The organism is Serratia sp. SA088 (genome assembly GCF_049065515.1).
Taxonomy (GTDB): Bacteria; Pseudomonadota; Gammaproteobacteria; order Enterobacterales; family Enterobacteriaceae; genus Serratia; species Serratia nematodiphila.
This window is the reverse complement of the sequence record NZ_JBAKGW010000003.1, coordinates 389225-407504: the sequence shown is the minus strand read 5'-3', so window position 1 is coordinate 407504 and position 18280 is coordinate 389225. Positions and strand designations below refer to the sequence as shown.

Genomic DNA, 18280 nt, shown 5'->3' with positions numbered 1-18280 from the left:
GCATATACCAATCACACAGAGTGACAGTTTGCCCACTGATTGATAGCGGAAATTTTTAACGCCAGCCGACAAATTCGCTGAATAAAAAAGGGCGCTGCATCTGCAGCGCCCCTTACGTTGCGTTATCGCGCGGTTACTTGCCGATGCGCGCGTGCATTTCCTGCACCGACGTCACCTGCTCGGTCGGATCCGCTTTCAGCGCCATCGCGGTGGCGAAGCCGCCGTTCAGCGTGGTGTCGTAGTGCACCTTGTACTGCAGGGCGCTGCGGCGAATCAGCTTGGAGTCCTCAATCGCCTGACGGCCTGCCGTGGTGTTGACGATGTAGGTGTACTCGCCGTTCTTGATACGGTCCTGAATGTGCGGACGCCCTTCGTGCACCTTGTTGACCAGGCGTGGGTTGATGCCCGCTTCGCCCAGTACCACCGCGGTGCCGTGGGTGGCGTCCAGCTCAAAGCCCTGCTTCAGCAGGCTGGCGGCCAAATCGACCACGCGGGCTTTATCGCCTTCACGCACCGACAGCAGCGCGCGGCCCTGCTTCTTCATGCCCGAGTTGCTGCCCAGCATCGCTTTGGAGAAGGCTTCCGCGAAGGTGCGGCCCACGCCCATCACTTCCCCGGTAGAGCGCATTTCCGGCCCCAGAATCGGGTCGACGCCCGGGAATTTGTTGAACGGCAGCACCACTTCTTTCACCGAATAGTACGGCGGGATGATCTCTTCGGTCACGCCCTGCTCGACCAGCGTTTTGCCCGCCATCACGCGCGCGGCCACTTTGGCCAGCGGCACGCCGGTGGCTTTGGAGACGAACGGCACGGTGCGCGCGGCGCGCGGGTTGACTTCAATCAGGTAGACTTCGTTGTCTTTCACCGCGAACTGCACGTTCATCAGGCCGCGCACCTGCAGCTCGAACGCCAGTTTTTCCACCTGACGACGCATCACGTCCTGAATTTCCTGGCTCAGGGTGTACGCCGGCAGCGAACACGCGGAGTCGCCGGAGTGCACGCCCGCCTGCTCGATGTGCTCCATGATGCCGCCAATCAGCACGCGTTCGCCGTCGCAGATGGCATCGACGTCCACTTCCACCGCGTCGTCCAGGAAGCGATCCAGCAGCACCGGCGCATCGTTGGACACGCTGACCGCGGTCTGGAAGTAGCGGCGCAGGTCGGTTTCGTCGTAAACGATTTCCATCGCCCGGCCGCCCAGCACGTAGGAAGGACGCACCACCAGCGGATAGCCGATGGCCGCCGCCTTCTCCACCGCCTGTTCGATGGCGGTCACGGTGGCGTTGGCCGGTTGCTTCAGGCCCAGACGGTTGACCGCCTGCTGGAAGCGCTCGCGGTCTTCGGCGCGGTCGATGGCGTCCGGACTGGTGCCGATAACCGGCACGCCTGCGGCTTCCAGCTCGCGCGCCAGCTTCAGCGGAGTCTGGCCGCCATACTGCACGATCACGCCCTTCGGCTTCTCGATGCGCACGATTTCCAGCACGTCTTCCAGCGTTACCGGCTCAAAGTACAGGCGGTCTGAGGTGTCGTAGTCGGTGGAGACGGTTTCCGGGTTACAGTTGACCATGATGGTCTCGTAGCCGTCTTCACGCAGCGCCAGCGAAGCGTGCACGCAGCAGTAGTCAAACTCGATGCCCTGGCCGATACGGTTCGGCCCGCCGCCCAGCACCATCACTTTCGGCCGGTCGTTGGTCGGGTTGGACTCGCACTCTTCTTCATAGGTGGAGTACATGTAGGCGGTGTCGGTGGCGAATTCCGCCGCGCAGGTATCCACGCGCTTGTACACCGGATGCAGGCCGTAACTGTGGCGCAGCTTGCGAATTTCACTCTCGGCGACGCCGGCCAGCTTGGCCAGGCGCGCATCGGCGAAGCCTTTGCGCTTCAGAGTGCGCAGGAACTCTTGGTTCAGGCCGTTGATGCCCGCCTCGGCCACCTGCTCTTCCAGGCGCACCAGCTCTTCAATCTGCACCAGGAACCAGCGGTCGACGTTGGTCAGGTTGAACACGCCGTCGACCGACAGACCGGCGCGGAAGGCGTCGGCGATGTACCAGATGCGGTCGGAACCGGCGTCTTTCAGCTCGCGGCGGATTTTGGTCAGCGCTTCCGGATCGTCCAGGTTCACTTTCGGGTCGAAACCGGTGGCGCCCACTTCCAGGCCGCGCAGCGCTTTCTGCAGCGACTCCTGCTGGGTGCGGCCGATGGCCATCACTTCACCGACCGACTTCATCTGGGTAGTCAGGCGATCGTTGGCGCCGGCGAACTTCTCGAAGTTGAAGCGCGGGATCTTGGTGACGACGTAGTCGATTGACGGCTCGAACGACGCCGGGGTGCGGCCGCCGGTGATGTCGTTCATCAGCTCATCGAGGGTGTAGCCCACCGCCAGCTTGGCGGCGATCTTGGCGATCGGGAAGCCGGTGGCTTTCGACGCCAGCGCCGAAGAGCGCGATACGCGCGGGTTCATTTCGATGACGATCAGGCGGCCGGTTTTCGGGTTGACCGAGAACTGCACGTTGGAGCCGCCGGTTTCGACGCCGATCTCACGCAGCACCGCCATCGAGGCGTTGCGCATGATTTGGTATTCCTTGTCGGTCAGGGTCTGGGCCGGCGCGACGGTGATCGAGTCGCCGGTGTGGATGCCCATGGCGTCGAAGTTTTCGATGGAGCAGACGATGATGCAGTTGTCGTTCTTATCACGCACCACTTCCATCTCGTACTCTTTCCAACCGATCAGCGATTCATCGATCAGCAACTCGTTGGTCGGCGACAGGTCCAGGCCGCGTTCGCAGATCTCTTCGAACTCTTCGCGGTTGTAGGCGATGCCGCCGCCGGTGCCGCCCATGGTAAAGGAAGGGCGGATGATGCACGGGAAGCCGACGTCAGCGGCCACCGCCAGCGCTTCTTCCATGGTGTGCGCGATGCCGGAACGCGCGGTATCCAGACCGATTTTCTTCATCGCCACGTCGAAACGGCGACGGTCTTCGGCCTTGTCAATCGCATCGGCGGTGGCGCCGATCATGGTAACGCCGAACTCGGCCAGCACGCCCTGACGCTCCAGTTCCAGCGCGCAGTTCAGCGCCGTCTGGCCGCCCATGGTCGGCAGCACCGCATCCGGGCGCTCTTTTTCGATGATCTTGCGCACCACTTCCCAGTGGATCGGCTCGATGTAGGTCGCATCGGCCATTTCCGGGTCGGTCATGATGGTCGCCGGGTTGGAGTTGACCAGAATGACGCGGTAACCCTCTTCGCGCAGCGCTTTACACGCCTGGGCACCCGAGTAGTCGAACTCACACGCCTGGCCGATAACGATCGGGCCAGCGCCGAGGATCAGGATGCTTTTTATGTCTGTACGTTTTGGCATTTTTTACTGCTCCTGATTATTTGGCGTTAGAACGGTAAGTCTCAATCAGTTCGATAAAGTGATCGAACAGCGGCGCGGCGTCGTGCGGGCCTGGGCTGGCTTCCGGGTGGCCCTGGAAGCTGAACGCCGCTTTGTCGGTGCGGTGAATGCCCTGCACCGTGTGGTCGAACAGCGATTTGTGCGTCACGCGCAGGTTCGCCGGCAGATTGTTCTCATCTACCGCAAAGCCGTGGTTCTGCGCGGTGATCATCACCGTGTTGTTGTCCAGATCCTTCACCGGGTGGTTGCCGCCGTGGTGGCCGAGCTTCATCTTCATGGTTTTCGCCCCGCTGGCCAGCGCCAGCAGCTGGTGGCCCAGGCAGATGCCGAACACCGGAATGTCGGTTTCCAGGAACTGTTTGATGGCGGTGATGGCGTAGTCGCACGGCTCCGGATCGCCCGGGCCGTTGGACAGGAAGATGCCGTCCGGATTCATTTTCAGCACCTCGTCGGCCGGGGTCTGCGCCGGCACCACGGTCAGGCGGCAGCCGCGATCCACCAGCATGCGCAGGATGTTGCGCTTGGCGCCGTAGTCGTAAGCCACCACGTGGAACGGCAGTTCCGCGGCGGTTTTGGCTTCGGGCAGGTCGCCTTCAAGCGTCCAGCTGCCTTGCTGCCAGCTGTAGGCCTCTTGGGTGGTGACCTCTTTCGCCAGATCCATGCCCTTCAACCCCGGGAAACCTTGCGCCTTGGCCAGGGCCAGCGCGGCGTCCGGCGAATCGGCGGCGATGATGCAGCCGTTCTGGGCGCCCTTCTCGCGCAGCAGGCGGGTCAATTTGCGGGTATCGATATCGGCGATCGCCACGATGTTGTGACGCTTGAGGTAGTCGGACAGGCTTTCTTCGTTGCGGTAGTTGCTGGCGATCAGCGGGAGGTCGCGAATGACGAGGCCTTGGGCGTGTACTGCGGAGGATTCTTCGTCGGAAGCATTGGTGCCGACATTGCCGATATGAGGATAAGTAAGAGTAACGATCTGGCGGGAATAGGAAGGATCAGTGAGGATTTCTTGATAACCGGTCATCGACGTATTGAAGACCACTTCCCCCACTGCCGTTCCCTCTGCCCCGATGGCCCGACCGTGGAATTGGGTTCCGTCTTCCAGAACCAATAGCGCTGACTTTATCAAAACACCCTCCAAGGAATAATCAATCACAATATTTGCATATTAATTCAGATATCGCGATCTAAATCAATGCAAAAACCGTCCGCGAGGCCAATTTTTGGCAAATTGGGCGCATTTTAATGATGAGTGCCTGGCTTGTCTACCCAAACTGCCGTTTTTTGTTTTATTTTTGCAGTTCTCGGCGCTCATGCGGCTTGAGCGGCGATAAAAACACAGAAAACCGGGGCTGGAAAACGGTTGCGGGGAAGAATGACGGAAAATGGCGCCGGAATGGGACAAAAAAGACGCTGAAAAAGCCGAGGGGGGAAAAAAAGGAGATGATTAGCAAAGTAAACACAGACAAATAACAGCTTTGACAATGAAATAAAATCAACATGATATTTATCATGTTAAAAAAAAGGACAATAAAATTATTGCCCGATTATCATAGCATTATGATCAATACAACCACATCACGATGGTATGCAAATCAATTATAACTGGTCCAAATTCAACACGTCGCGCATATCAAATAAACCTTTATCCCGGTTATGCAGCCAGGCAGCCGCGCGCACCGCACCGCTGGCAAAAGTCATGCGGCTGGAAGCCTTATGGGTAATTTCCACCCGTTCACCGATGTCGGCGAACATTGCGGTGTGCTCGCCGACGATGTCGCCGGCGCGAATGGTGGCAAAGCCGATGCTTTGGGGATCGCGTTCGCCGGTATGGCCTTCGCGCGCATAGACCGCACAGCTTTTCAGATCGCGCCCCAGCGCGCCGGCGATCGCTTCGCCCATCGCCAACGCCGTGCCCGACGGCGCATCCACTTTGTGGCGGTGGTGCGCCTCGACGATTTCGATATCGGTATAGTCGCCCATCACCTGCGCGGCCTTCTCCAGCAGTTTCAGCACCAGGTTGACGCCGACGCTGAAGTTGGCGGCGAACACGATGCCGATATGCTGCGCCGCAGCGCGGATCGCCTGCTTGCCGGCGTCATCGAAGCCGGTGGTGCCAATCACCATCGCCTTGTGGTGCGCCACGCAAAAATCCAGGTAGTTCCGCGTGCTTTCCGGGCGGGTGAAGTCGATCAAAATGTCGAACCCGCTCGCCACTTTCTCCAGGCTGTCGCTTACCTTGACGCCCAGCGCGCCAATGCCCGCCAACTCGCCGGCATCGACGCCGATCAGGCTTGAACCCGGGCGCGACAGCGCCGCGCCCAACACCACGCCTTCCGCCTGCTGCACCGCCTGGATCAACTGACGGCCCATCCGGCCGCCGGCGCCCGCAATCGCAATGCGGATTTGTGAATCACTCATGCTTGCTCTCTTCTTGATTTGACGCCTATCCCATTAGGCTATCGATTCAGGGTAACTGCCCCGCTGCAGCGCCGCCAGAGGATTCATTTCATAATTAGAAAATTATGATATTCCCCCGCTTTCATCAGCGGCGCTGTCGTGAGATTAACATTCAACCGATTTGGCGGCCTGCGACGATTGTACATAATCATGCAGTTTCCATGGCAAAAAAATGCAGAAAAAAGGCGCCGAAAACGGCGCCTTGGGAAAGGATCACAGCGAGGTCAGGCGGTAATAGCGGCCACTTCGTTGGCGATCGCCGTCAGCGCATCGTGGCGGGCATAGTCCTCACGCACCAGCGCCGCGCGCTGGCGATAGATCGGCTGTTGCAGAATGCGCGTCGCTGCCGCCAGTATTTGTTCGGAGCTTGGCGTGCTGGTATGCAGGCTGATGCCGCAGCCGGCGGCCACCACGCGCGCGGCCGCCTCCAGCTTGTCCTCGCCGGTGCCGGCGACAATCAGCGGCACGCCGCTGTCCAGCGCATAGTTGATCGAGCCGTAACCGCCGTTGGTGATCAGCAGCGCTGCCTGCGGCAACCAGTGTTCGAAGGAGATGAACGCCCGCACTCGGGCGTTGTCCGGCAACGCGTCCATCAGCCCTTCGGTCGCCCGCCCGCCGGTGGTGGCCAACACCCGCACCGGCAGATGCGCCAGCGCCTGCAGCGTCGGCACGATCAGCTGATGCAGATCGACATTGGCCAGCGTGCCCTGAGACACGATCACCAGCGGCCGACGATCGTCCTCCTCCCACAGCGCCTCTTCCGCGGCCGGTTGACCACCGCTGCGCAGCGGCCCGACGAAGCGCACGCCGCTCGGCAGGTCGTCGCGCTCATATTCCAGCGCCGTGGTAGCCAGCTGCAGGAAACGCTCGCAGCCGCCGATCAGCGCATCGGTGAACGGGCGATCCAGCGCCCGTCCCCCCGCCTGCACCAGCGCCGCATCAAAACTTTGCTGCACCTCATCAAGCAACACCCGCGTCGCTTCATCCACCAATTGCTCACGGGTCAGAGCCCGCGGCAGCAGCGCCGGCGGGATGCGCGGGCCATAGAAAATAGCATCGCGCGAAGAATACGACAGCGGCGTGACGCCGATCCCAAAGACCGGCGGCCGTTCGGCGGACTGCAGCAGCGGCAGCACGCCGTAGAAGCAGTTCTCCACCATCAGCAGATCGGTCTTCTCGGCGGCGATGGCCGCACGCAGCTGACGAGCCAACAGCGGGATCGGCGCGGCGAAGAAATCTTTCAGCGCCAGCGCCATCTGCGCATTGCCCGGCGGCAGCGCGGCGCGCTCGGGGAAATGCTCCTCCAGGTGGCGATAGTCGAAGTCCACCTGCGCGTCGAACGGCGCGAAGCTCGCGCCCACCGCCTCGGCGCGTTCGCGGAACAGCGCGCCGGTCATCACCCGCACCTGATGCCCTTGGGCGATCAGGTGACGAGCGATAGCTAACATCGGGTAGACGTGCCCCGGAGTGGCGACCGCCGCCATCAGTATCCTTGCCATAATGCTCCTTTTAAGCTTCTGCGTTGGCCGGCTTCAGCGCCAGATTGGCGCACACCGGATTGCTTTGAATATGCACGCGCTGCAAATGACGCGCGGAACGGGCGGTAAAGCCCTCGCGGCCGTGCAACAGCGAGAAGTTGTCCGCCACCACCACGTCGCCCTGTTGCCATTGGTGGGCATAATAGTGACGCGGATCGTACAGATGCTGCTGCAGAGTGTGGTGGAACTGTTCCTGCTGTTGTTCCGGCACGCCGTGATATTCCAGCGCATGTTGATTGAGGAATTTTTTCCCCTCCGTCGGCGGTTCATTGTAGCGCATGATCAAGCCCCTGCCGTTCGGGTGCTGCACCACCAGCGGCGAACAGACTTCACCGCCGTAGTGCACCACCTGCTTGATGCGATAGGTGATCGAGACCGACAGCCACTGATCCAGCAACGCTTCGTCCGCATTGGCCAGCAAGCGCGTGGTGTCGACGAAGGTCGTGCGCCCGCCTTCGTCCGGCGACGGCGCCGCCACGCAGTGGAACAGCTGGAACTCGGGAATAGTCGGCTTATACATGCCATCCCAATGCAGCGGGACGTAGCTGCTGTCGAAAATATGATCCTTGGCGTCCGGATGTTCCTTCACGTCCAGCACCGCGCCAAACGGCCACATCATGATCTCGCCCCACTGTTCGGCGTAGCGCGTCAGAACCTCCCCATCACTGAAACCGGAGTCGAATCCGCGCAGCACCAGCAAGTGATGCTCCTGCGCCAGCGCCCGCAGCGCTGCCACCGGCAGTTCGCCGATCTTTTGCCCCGGATGCTGCGGCGTCAGGATCGCGCCAAACGGGGTATTCGGTTGAATATGGCAATTAAGCGGTTGGTTATTCATCGGTGATTCTCCTTGCATCGAATGTGCTGCTCACACGGCAACGTGCCGTCAAAAACGCGTCCGCCAGGATTTCGGGCGCAAAAGCCTGCAGCGGCCTCAGGCCATCTGCGGTTGTTCGATCAGGTAATGGCTCGGCGTGCCGCGGATCTCCACCAATTCGCCGTCCAGGCTCTGCGCATCTTTACGCTTCATCAGCACGAACTGGCCGTTCACGTTGGCTGCCACGCCATGCCACGGCGTCAGCCAGTCGTCTTTGGTCGGCATCATGTGGATGCCTATCTTCAGGCTGTCGGCCGGCTGCGGGTGAATCGACAGGCGGATCGCCGCCGGGAAATGCTGGGCCAGCAGGTTGCCCCAGGCCCAGCTGCGCTGGATAACGCCGCAGGCGCGCCGTTTGGCGTCTTTTTGCAGCGCGGCGTTGGAACCGCTGTAGCCCGGCAGGAGGCTGTCTTCATACAAGAAGCGCGTGATGGCGCGATACAGCATTAATCCCTGCTCGTCCTGCATCAGCTGGCGCTTGATCGCCTCTTCCGATTCGGCATAGCCGTCCACCAACAGCCGGCGCAGCAGATCGTAGTCATCGGTATGCTCCGCCAGGCCTTTGACATCGCCGAGGTTGAACACGCTCAGGTGGGTTGCGCCTACTTCATGCAGCAGGCTTTCAATCTCACGTTGATAATGGTTGATCGCTTCGTCGCTGACGCGGATCAGATCGCCGAACACGTGGCCGTCGGAACAGATAACGATATGCGCGCCCGGCGGGTAATAGAGTTGAATGCGCTGGCACAGCGAGTTGAGGAAGATCAGCGACAGCCGCTCCGCCATGTCCGGCACCGCGCCTATCACCTTATTGGCGTTGGGTGACTTGGTCGGAAAAGCCGGCAGCACGAATTCGATGCGCTGGTCGTTTTCAATGAATGCCCGAATGCGCGGCAATTGCACCTGAGTGACCTGCCGCTCTTCTTCAGCCAGAGAAGCATCGTCGGCGATGAGGCGACGTCGATATTGCAATAATTCACGTAGGATTTTTAATGCTATTTCTTCTTTTTTCTGTGCGCTATCCACAATGAGCTCCTGTTGCGATGTGGCGCGGGTGTATTATTGGCAAGCGCAATAAGATTTATCAAAAAGAGATAAAGCGCATGCAAAATAATAATCAGCCCGTCGTTTATATGCTTCAGGCAATATAGGAAAGATGGTGCTATATTATTAGCCCGTATAAATCACAATCTAGGTTAAGTTGTGCTTAACAAACTATGAGCAATATTTTAAAACGCATGGCCATTTTCTCAAAAGTGGTCGATTGTGGCGCATTCAGCATGGCGGCAAAAGAATTGGGCATGACGACATCGGCCGTCAGCCAGCATATTCGCCAGCTGGAGGAACATCTGGGCATTCAATTACTGTTGCGATCGACGCGCTCATTGAGCCTGACCGAAGCCGGATTGTGCTTTTATGAAGATTGTCTGCTGATGATCCACGCCGCCGAGCGCGGGCAACAGCGGATCGCCGCGCTGCGCGGCGAGCTGGTCGGTGAACTGCGCGTCGCCACCTCGACCGAATTCGCCACCCATTATCTGGTGCCGGCGCTGCAGAGCTTCCTCGACGAGCACCCGCGCATCACGCTGCGGTTGGAAATCCACGATGAGAGAATAGACCTCATCGCGCAACGCATCGATCTGGCGATACGCGGCGGCGCGCTGGCTGACTCCAGCTACGTCTCAACGCGGCTGGCGCGCTGCCGCGAAGTGCTGTGCGCGTCCCCGGCCTACCTGGCACACCACGGGGTGCCGGATTCGCCTCAGGCGCTGACCCATCATCATTGGGTCACCTTTACGCCGCTCGGCAATCCGCAGTTTGTTCGCCTGATCCATCGCGACGGCGGCGAGCACCGCATGCGCATGACCGGGCGACTGTTCACCAACAGCGGCATGGCGATGAAGGAGCTGGCGCTGACCGGCAAAGGCATCATTCGCAATTTCTTCGCCAACGTCGAGCGAGAGTTGCGCAGCGGCGAGCTGATTGAAATATTGCCCGACTGGCGATTACCGGAAATTAATTGCTATGCCATTATGCCGCGACGGGAGATCCAGCCATTAAAAGTCCGGCGATTACTGGAGCATATGAAGCTCTATTTAAAGGAGAAAGGATTAAACGACCTAGAACAGATTCGACAAGAATAAAATAAGAAACATCTGCAAGACTACTATTGTAATTATTGTAATCACGTTGACGACACCAGGCCCTATTTAGATTGCAGCCTAATGATATTCTATTTAATGACTTAATTCAGCCTATATAATTAATGACGCCACCGCTATTTCAAATACTCAGAATAAATTTGACTTTAGTTAGCAGAAAATTTGAATATACTCAGCATTTTATTTTTAATGCCGTTGGCATTCCCAAAAAAAACGGGAAGCCTAAGCTCCCCGTTGTCATTCACTCACGCACCTCAGTCAATCTGACGGACGTCCACGCGTAGCTCTTTCGGCACTTCGAACACGATGTTCTCTTCACGCCCGCTGATTTCATGCACGTCCAGGCCGCCCAGCGCTTTCAGGCGGGAGATCACCTCCTGCACCAGCACATCCGGTGCCGAGGCGCCGGCGGTAACGCCAATATTGCGCGCTTCGCTCAGCCAGCTTTCCTGAATATCCGCCGCCGAATCGATCAGATAAGCCGGTTTTCCGACGCGCTGCGCCAGTTCCGCCAGACGGTTAGAGTTGGAGGAGTTCTTCGACCCCACCACCAGCACCACGTCCGCATCGCCGGCCAGGTTGCGCACCGCTTCCTGACGGTTGGTGGTGGCGTAGCAAATGTCATCCTTGCGCGGACCGATAATGCTCGGGAAGCGCTGACGCAGCGCGTCTATTACGTCCGAGGTATCATCCACCGACAGCGTGGTCTGCGTCATGAAGCACAGGTTGTTTTCGTCTTTCACCTGCAGCTTCCACACGTCATCCGGCGACTCGACCAGGTACATGCCGCCCTGCGGATTGCTGTACTGGCCCATGGTGCCTTCCACCTCCGGGTGCCCGGCGTGACCGATCAGAATCGCTTCGGTGCCGCGGCGGCTGGCGCGCGCCACTTCCATATGCACCTTGGTCACCAGCGGACAGGTGGCGTCGAACAGCATGGTCAGATCGCGCGCCTTGGCTTCGGCGCGCACCGCCTGAGAAACGCCGTGCGCCGAAAAGATCAGGATAGAGCCGTCCGGCACTTCGGCGATCTCTTCGATAAACACCGCGCCGCGCTCACGCAGGCTGTCGACCACGTAGCGGTTGTGCACCACTTCATGTCGCACGTAGATCGGCGCGCCATACAGCTCCAGCGCGCGTTCCACGATGCTGATCGCACGATCGACCCCGGCGCAGAAGCCGCGCGGGTTAGCCAGCAATATTTGCATGCGTCTCCTCCTGCTGCGGATCGATCTCCAGCACTTCGATGTCGAAGGTCACCGGATGACCCGCCAGCGGATGGTTGAAATCGACGGTGATCGAATCTTCCGCCACCGCGCGCACCACGCCCGGCATTTCACTGCCGTCGATGGCGGTAAACAGCATGATGGTGCCCACGTCCGGCACGCCGGTTTCCGCGAAGTCGCGGCGCGAGAAGAACTGGACCAGATCCGGGTTCTCCGCGCCGAACGCCGCTTCCGGCTGCAGGGTAAAGGCGCACTTGTCGCCCGCGCGCAGGCCGAGCAGTTGCTCTTCCAGCGGCGCCGACAGGCTGCCGTCACCCAGGCGGAACAGCGCCGGTTTGCCGCTGCTGCGGGTGGATTCGGCGGTCGAACCGTCTTCCAGTTTCAGCGTGAAGTGAACCAGCACCGCGCTGTCACTGATAACCTGAGCCGTCATATTACTCACCTTTACTCTTTGCGCCTTTGCTCGCCGGCGACAGGAAACCTTCCAGCACGATCATCGCCGCACCCACGCAGATAAAGCTGTCCGCCAGATTAAAGGTCGGGTAGTGCCAATCACCGACGTAGAAGTCGATGAAGTCGACCACGAAACCGTGCCACAGGCGATCGAACAGGTTGCCCAACGCCCCGCCGATAATAAAGGCGTAGGCGATGTTGTTCAGCTTCTGCTGCGCGGTGCTGCGGTACATCATCACCAGCAGCACTGCGACGATGGCGATGGCGATGCCGGCAAAGAACCAGCGCTGCCAGCCGCCATGGTCGGCCAGGAAGCTGAACGCGGCGCCGTAGTTGCGCGCGTAAAACAGGTTGAACGACGGGATCAACGGCTGGGACTGGCCCAGCGTAAAGTTAGCGAGGATCCACTGTTTGCTGCCGAAATCCAGCGCCAGCACCGCTACCACAACCCACAGCCAACGCAGGCCGGTCGAACAAATTGGTTTACTCATCAGGCGCAAGTTCTCAGGCAAAGTTACGCTTCTCGCCGTCACCGGCGACGTTGCTCACACAGCGGCCGCAGATGTCTGCATGCTCCGCCACCAGGCCGATATCGGTGGTGTAATGCCAGCAGCGCGGGCACTTCTCACCTGGCGCTGTGCTGAAGGCGATCTTCAGCCCTTTCAGCAGCTCGGAGGCCTGCGCATCGGCCGGCGCATCCGCCAATGGCGCAACGCTTGCCGCAGAGGTCAGCAGCACAAAGCGCAGCTCATCCTGCAGGCTGTTCAGACGCGCCGCCAACTCGCTGTCGGCATACAGCGTCACCGCCGCTTCCAGCGAACCGCCGAGGCGTTTGTCGGCACGCGCCTGCTCCAGCACCTTGTTCACTTCACCGCGCACTTTCAGCAGCTCAGCCCAGAAAGCGTCGTTCATCGGCTCGCCTTCCGCCAGCCCGAACAGACCGTCGTACCACTCTTCGGTGAACACGTACTGCGCGCGTTTGCCCGGCATGAAGCCCCAGATCTCGTCTGCGGTGAACGACATGATCGGCGCCATCCAGCGCACCAGCGCTTCGACGATGTGATACAGCGCGGTCTGGCAGCTGCGGCGAGCGACGCTGTCGCTCTTGGCGGTGTACTGACGATCCTTGATGATATCCAGGTAGAAGGAGCCCATCTCGACCGAGCAGAACTGCATCAGGCGCTGCACCACTTCGTGGAAATCGTAGTTGGCGTAAGCCTGCTCGATATCCTGCTGCGCCGCCAGCGCGCGGCCGACCGCCCAGCGATCCAGCACCACCATGTCTTCAGGCGCCACGCAATCGGTGCTCGGCTCGAACCCGTTCAGGTTGGCCAGCAGGAAGCGCGCGGTGTTGCGGATGCGGCGATAAGAGTCGGCAGAACGCTTGAGGATCTCGTCGGACACCGCGATCTCGCCGGTGTAATCGGTCGACGCCACCCACAGACGCAGAATGTCGCCGCCCAGCTTGTTCATCACGTCCTGCGGGCTGACGGTGTTGCCGATCGACTTGGACATCTTGCGGCCCTGGCCGTCGACGGTGAAGCCGTGGGTCAGCACTTCCTTGTACGGCGCCTTGCCCTTCATCGCGGTGGAAATCATCAGCGAGGACATGAACCAGCCGCGATGCTGGTCGGAGCCTTCCAGATACATGTCGGCGCCGTGACCGTTAAACTCAGGGCGCACGTCAACCACCGAAGCGTGAGTGGAGCCGGAGTCGAACCACACGTCCAGCGTATCCGGCACTTTCACGTAGTCGGCGGCTTCCGCGCCGAGGATGTCGGCCGCGTCCAGATCCCACCAGGCCTGAATGCCGTCCTGCTCGACGCGCTTGGCCACTTCTTCCATCAGCTCAACGCTGCGCGGGTGCAGCTGCTCGGTCTCTTTATGCACGAACAGCGACATCGGCACGCCCCAGGTGCGCTGACGCGAGATACACCAGTCCGGGCGGTTGGCGACCATCATTTCGATGCGCGCCTGGCCCCAATCCGGGATCCACTGCACGCCCTTGATCTCTTCCAGCGACTGCTGACGCAGGCCTTTCTGATCCATGCTGATGAACCACTGCGGCGTGGCGCGGAAGATGATCGGCGTCTTGTGGCGCCAGCAGCACGGATAGCTGTGCAGGAACTTCTCGACGTGCAGCAGCGCGCCTTTCTCACGCAGCAGCTCGACGATCAGATCGTTGGCCTTGAAGACGAACTTGCCGTCCAGCAGCGGGTAGGTGCCGGTCAGGTAGCAGCCGTTCGGCCCTACCGGGTTGGCCACTTCCAGGCCGTATTTCTGGCCGATCACGAAGTCGTCCGGGCCGTGGCCTGGCGCGGTATGCACCGCACCGGTACCGGCGTCCAGCGTCACGTGCTCGCCGAGGATCGCCGGCACGTCGAAGTCCATGAACGGGTGTTTGAAGCGCAGCAGCTCCAGATCGGCGCCTTTGCAGCTGCCCAGCACCGTCCACTCGGTGATGCCGGCGCGTTTCATCACGCTTTCCACCAGTTCGGCCGCCAGGATCAGGCACTGGCCGTCAACCTGCACCAGCTGATAGGTGAAGTCCGGGTGCAGCGAGATCGCGCGGTTGGCCGGCAAGGTCCACGGCGTGGTAGTCCAGATAACCAGCGAGATGGCGCCGTTGAAGTGGCTCACGCCGAACTTGGCCGCCACGGCAGCCGCGTCGGCCGCATGGAAGCTCACGTCGATCGACGGCGAAGTCTTGTCGTAGTACTCCACTTCCGCTTCCGCCAGCGACGAGCCGCAGTCGGTGCACCAGTGAACCGGCTTGGCGCCTTTCAGCAGGTGGCCGTTGCTGATGATCTTGCCCAGCGCGCGGATGATGTTGGCTTCGGTTTTGAAGTCCATCGTCAGGTACGGACGATCCCAGTCGCCCAACACGCCCAGACGGATGAAGTCCTTCTTCTGGCCTTCAACCTGCTCGGCCGCGTACTCGCGGCACTTCTGGCGGAACTCGGCCGCCGTCAGCTTCTCGCCCGGCTTGCCGTACAGTTGCTCAACCTTCAGTTCGATCGGCAGGCCGTGGCAGTCCCAACCCGGCACATAAGGCGAGTCGAAGCCGGCCATCCCTTTCGACTTGATGATAATGTCTTTGAGAATCTTGTTAACCGAGTGACCAATGTGAATGCTGCCGTTCGCATACGGAGGGCCGTCATGCAAAATGAAGGTTTTTTTGCCCTTTTTGGCAGTACGAATAATCCCGTACAGATCCTGTTCATACCAACGTTGCAGCATGCCAGGTTCGCGCTTGGCGAGATCGCCGCGCATCGGGAACCCTGTTTCCGGCAAGTTCAGGGTATTCTTGTAGTCACTCATGAGATTCTCGTTTCCGTTTTCGGCTATTTACCCGTCACACTTCAAGCTGCATCTTTGTCGGCCGCCCTTTCTCACCCGAATCACTTGCCTATGCAAGCTCATCGGGGTTCGCGCGGTTGCCGCCGCGATGCAACTCGAATTGTTTAGGGTAAACGATTAAACCAGTGTTTTTAACCCGAAGAACTTCCGGGCCGTCACCACATCATTGGCGATTTGCTGCTTCAGGGCATCGAGCGAAGCAAACCGCTGTTCATTGCGCAATTTTGCGCGGAGCACCACCTCAATATGGCGCCCGTAAAGATCCATTGTGACATCCAGCAAATGCACTTCCAGCTGCTGGCGCACGCCGGCGACGGTCGGGCGCGTGCCGATATTGGCCACGCCCGGCAGCGGCTTCGGCCCCAGGCCGTACACTTCCACCGCATACACTCCTTTCACCGGCGCCACCAGACGCTTGAGCGGCAAATTGGCGGTCGGGAAGCCGATGGTGCGCCCCAGCTCGTCGCCGTGCACCACGCGCCCGGAAATGCTGTACGGGTGGCCCAGCAGGGTCTCCGCCAGCGGCAGATCGTCCTCGCTCAGCGCGGTGCGGATCGCGGTGCTGCTGATGCGCCGCTCGCCTTCGCGGAAGGTCGGGGTGCTGACCACGTCGAAGCCGTACTCTTTTCCGGCCTGCTGCAATAGCGGAAAATCGCCCTGACGCCCGGCGCCAAAGCGAAAATCATCCCCCACCATCAGGAATTTGACGCCCAGTTTTTCCACCAGCAGCTCGGCGACGAACGCCTGCGCGGTGTTGGCGGCGAAACGCGGATCGAACTTGACGCACAGCAGGTAATCGACGCCCGCCTGCGCCAGATAGTTGGCCTTGTCGCGCAGGCGCGTCAAGCGGGCCGGCGCTTTGTCTGCGGCGAACATCTCCAGCGGCTGCGGCTCAAAGATCATGACCATCACCGGCAGCCCGAGGCGTTTCCCCTGTTGCTTCAACTGTTCCAGCAACGCCTGATGGCCGCGATGCACGCCGTCAAAGTTGCCGATGGTGAGCACGCAACCATGGTGGCGCGCCCGGATATTGTGAATGCCGCGAATTAGCTCCATAGCTGGCTCAAAACAGTGGAAATCGGCGGATTATACCTTGTACAGCCGGTAAGGTTAACCCGCGATTGGTGCCTTTATGTAATAGACATACCATACCGGAGATAATCTGTGCGTGAAACGGCTTCGCCACAGTTTATCCGGCGCTGCCGGGGCGATTCTCGACCGCGGCCAACGGCTTGCGCCCGCCGCGGCAAATCATTGGCGAATTTTCTCGCGAAACACTGTATTCCCAAGAGCGAAGCTGGTAAAATCCTGCGCCATCACAACGTAGCGAGTGCCGCCTGTACAAACGGCGCTTATTTGCACAAATCCATTGACAAACGAAGGCTAAAAGGGCATATTCCTCGGCCTTTGAATTGTCCTCAATAGAATATATTTGGGAGTTGGACCTTGGCTAATATCAAATCAGCTAAGAAACGCGCCGTACAGTCTGAGAAACGCCGCAAGCATAACGCAAGCCGTCGCTCAATGGTGCGTACCTTCATCAAGAAGGTAGACGCAGCTATCGCAGCTGGCGACAAAGAAGCAGCACAAAATGCATTCCTGGTAATGCAGCCACTGGTGGACCGTCAGGCAGCTAAAGGCCTGATCCACAAAAACAAAGCAGCGCGTCATAAGTCAAACCTGACTGCACGCATCAACGCAATGCAATAAGCATTTCGTTATCTGCTTGATAAAAAAACCGGCTCAGGCCGGTTTTTTTACGTCCTGCATTCAGTGAACCGCTAGCAGGAAAACAGCGCCGAGAAGTCTTTGTTGCAGACACGCTGCACCGCCGGATGCTGGATCATGCGCTCGGCGAAGATGATGTAATACTCCTCCTGCACGCTGTCGATGCGCCCAATCTCCACCACATTGTCATCGTTGTAGGTATCCTGCGCATACAGCGTCGGCGCCACGAAGATCGCATTGTGGTACATGCCGAAGGCCTTCATCAGCGCCGCATCGTCGAACTCGCCCAGAATTTCCACCTGAATACCCTGCGTATTGAACCAGTTGAGCAGCTTGCGCCCCAACATCGAACGACGGCCGGGGATCAGCAGCTTGCGCTGCTCCAGGCAAGCCGGGAACGGCAGCTCCGGCGCCGGCTGGCGACAGAAAAAGCTGATGCCGCACTCGCCCAGCTTCAGCGAGAACAGCCCTTCCTGCTGGCTGGAGTCCACCGGGCAATCCGACAGGATCATATCCAGTTTGTGCTGGCTGAGCTGCTCCAGCAGCATCTCGTGCGTCGATTCAAAGCAACGCAGGTGGATCTGCTCGTTGTCCACCACCACCGCCGTTTCCAATACCTGGCTGACCAGCCGCTTCGACAGCGCGTCCGCTACGCCGACGTCGAACAACAGGTTGGACTCTTTGCGGTAGTTGACGATATCCAACATTTCCTGGCTGAGCATGAACATCTTGTCGGCATAGCGGAACACCAGCTGCCCCAGCTCCGAAGGCACCAACCCGCGCCCCTGGCGTTTGAACAGCTTGCCGTCCAACCGCTCTTCCAGCGCTTTGATCTGGCCGGTGATGGTCTGCGGCGTCAGAAACAACGCTTCGGCGGCACCGACCACGGAACCGGCCTTGCAGACCTGCCAGAAATAGTAAAGGTGATTAAAGTTGATATGCGACATCCTCACGAGCGGCTCTCCTTAACAACGTTTCGCAGCGGCAAACGGTGTGCCGTGACGAGCGACAAACTTCCTTTCCCTGCTTCAGACAACGTATAGCCCCATTAGTCCCAACGAAGAACGGCCGAAGCTGCACATATT

At 59.7% G+C, this 18280-nt stretch carries 14 protein-coding genes; 2 read left to right on the top strand and 12 right to left on the bottom strand.

Features of this window, described 5'->3' with window-relative positions; translation table 11 throughout:
- Nucleotides 1–133: 133 nt before the first annotated feature.
- From carB to pvcA, 6 genes are all read right to left on the bottom strand, one after another.
- Nucleotides 134–3358, bottom strand: coding sequence for a carbamoyl-phosphate synthase large subunit (gene carB / locus ACOWVD_RS10680; RefSeq protein WP_421079898.1), 3225 nt, complete (start codon nt 3356–3358; stop codon nt 134–136).
- A gap of 16 nt (nt 3359–3374) precedes the next feature.
- A complete protein-coding gene (gene carA / locus ACOWVD_RS10675; protein WP_004932920.1) occupies nt 3375–4523 on the bottom strand; it encodes a glutamine-hydrolyzing carbamoyl-phosphate synthase small subunit in 1149 nt (382 codons plus the stop codon).
- A gap of 470 nt (nt 4524–4993) precedes the next feature.
- The gene (dapB, locus tag ACOWVD_RS10670; RefSeq protein ID WP_049241995.1) at nt 4994–5815 is read right to left on the bottom strand and encodes a 4-hydroxy-tetrahydrodipicolinate reductase; all 822 of its coding nucleotides are present in this window, start codon (nt 5813–5815) and stop codon (nt 4994–4996) included.
- Nucleotides 5816–6078: 263 nt separating this feature from the next.
- Entirely contained in the window at nt 6079–7338 is a 1260-nt protein-coding gene (locus ACOWVD_RS10665) for a glycosyltransferase (RefSeq protein WP_421105633.1), read from the bottom strand.
- A gap of 25 nt (nt 7339–7363) precedes the next feature.
- On the bottom strand, nt 7364–8227 hold the full coding sequence (locus ACOWVD_RS10660; RefSeq protein WP_164095539.1) for a TauD/TfdA dioxygenase family protein: 864 nt from the start codon (nt 8225–8227) through the stop codon (nt 7364–7366).
- Nucleotides 8228–8323: 96 nt separating this feature from the next.
- Nucleotides 8324–9292 (bottom strand): L-tyrosine isonitrile synthase, encoded by a 969-nt coding sequence (gene pvcA, locus ACOWVD_RS10655; RefSeq protein WP_004932937.1) that lies wholly within the window; start codon nt 9290–9292, stop codon nt 8324–8326.
- A gap of 191 nt (nt 9293–9483) precedes the next feature.
- On the opposite strand from pvcA, the gene ACOWVD_RS10650 reads away from it, so the two are divergent.
- Nucleotides 9484–10410 (top strand): LysR family transcriptional regulator, encoded by a 927-nt coding sequence (locus tag ACOWVD_RS10650; protein WP_004932941.1) that lies wholly within the window; start codon nt 9484–9486, stop codon nt 10408–10410.
- Between the two features lie 272 nt (nt 10411–10682).
- On the opposite strand, the gene ispH is transcribed toward ACOWVD_RS10650, so the two are convergent.
- The 5 genes from ispH to ribF form a co-directional block, all read right to left on the bottom strand.
- Nucleotides 10683–11636 carry a 4-hydroxy-3-methylbut-2-enyl diphosphate reductase gene (gene ispH / locus ACOWVD_RS10645; RefSeq protein ID WP_004932946.1) on the bottom strand — a complete coding sequence of 318 codons (954 nt, stop codon included), beginning with the start codon at nt 11634–11636 and terminating at the stop codon, nt 10683–10685.
- A complete protein-coding gene (gene fkpB, locus ACOWVD_RS10640) occupies nt 11617–12087 on the bottom strand; it encodes an FKBP-type peptidyl-prolyl cis-trans isomerase (protein WP_004932949.1) in 471 nt (156 codons plus the stop codon). The genes ispH and fkpB overlap by 20 nt, the downstream gene beginning before the upstream one ends.
- 1 nt (nt 12088) lies before the next feature.
- The gene (lspA, locus tag ACOWVD_RS10635) at nt 12089–12598 is read right to left on the bottom strand and encodes a signal peptidase II (RefSeq protein ID WP_004932951.1); all 510 of its coding nucleotides are present in this window, start codon (nt 12596–12598) and stop codon (nt 12089–12091) included.
- Nucleotides 12599–12611: 13 nt separating this feature from the next.
- Nucleotides 12612–15428 carry an isoleucine--tRNA ligase gene (gene ileS, locus ACOWVD_RS10630; RefSeq protein WP_197843005.1) on the bottom strand — a complete coding sequence of 939 codons (2817 nt, stop codon included), beginning with the start codon at nt 15426–15428 and terminating at the stop codon, nt 12612–12614.
- A gap of 156 nt (nt 15429–15584) precedes the next feature.
- Nucleotides 15585–16523, bottom strand: coding sequence for a bifunctional riboflavin kinase/FAD synthetase (gene ribF, locus ACOWVD_RS10625; RefSeq protein WP_015376612.1), 939 nt, complete (start codon nt 16521–16523; stop codon nt 15585–15587).
- A 390-nt stretch (nt 16524–16913) separates the two neighbouring features.
- Between ribF and rpsT the strand changes: the two genes are divergently transcribed.
- The gene (gene rpsT, locus ACOWVD_RS10620; RefSeq protein WP_004932960.1) at nt 16914–17177 is read left to right on the top strand and encodes a 30S ribosomal protein S20; all 264 of its coding nucleotides are present in this window, start codon (nt 16914–16916) and stop codon (nt 17175–17177) included.
- Nucleotides 17178–17248: 71 nt separating this feature from the next.
- Here the strand turns inward: rpsT and nhaR are convergent, their stop codons facing one another.
- Complete coding sequence (gene nhaR, locus ACOWVD_RS10615; RefSeq protein WP_004932962.1) at nt 17249–18148, bottom strand: transcriptional activator NhaR; 900 nt, start codon at nt 18146–18148, stop codon at nt 17249–17251.
- Nucleotides 18149–18280 lie beyond the last annotated feature (132 nt).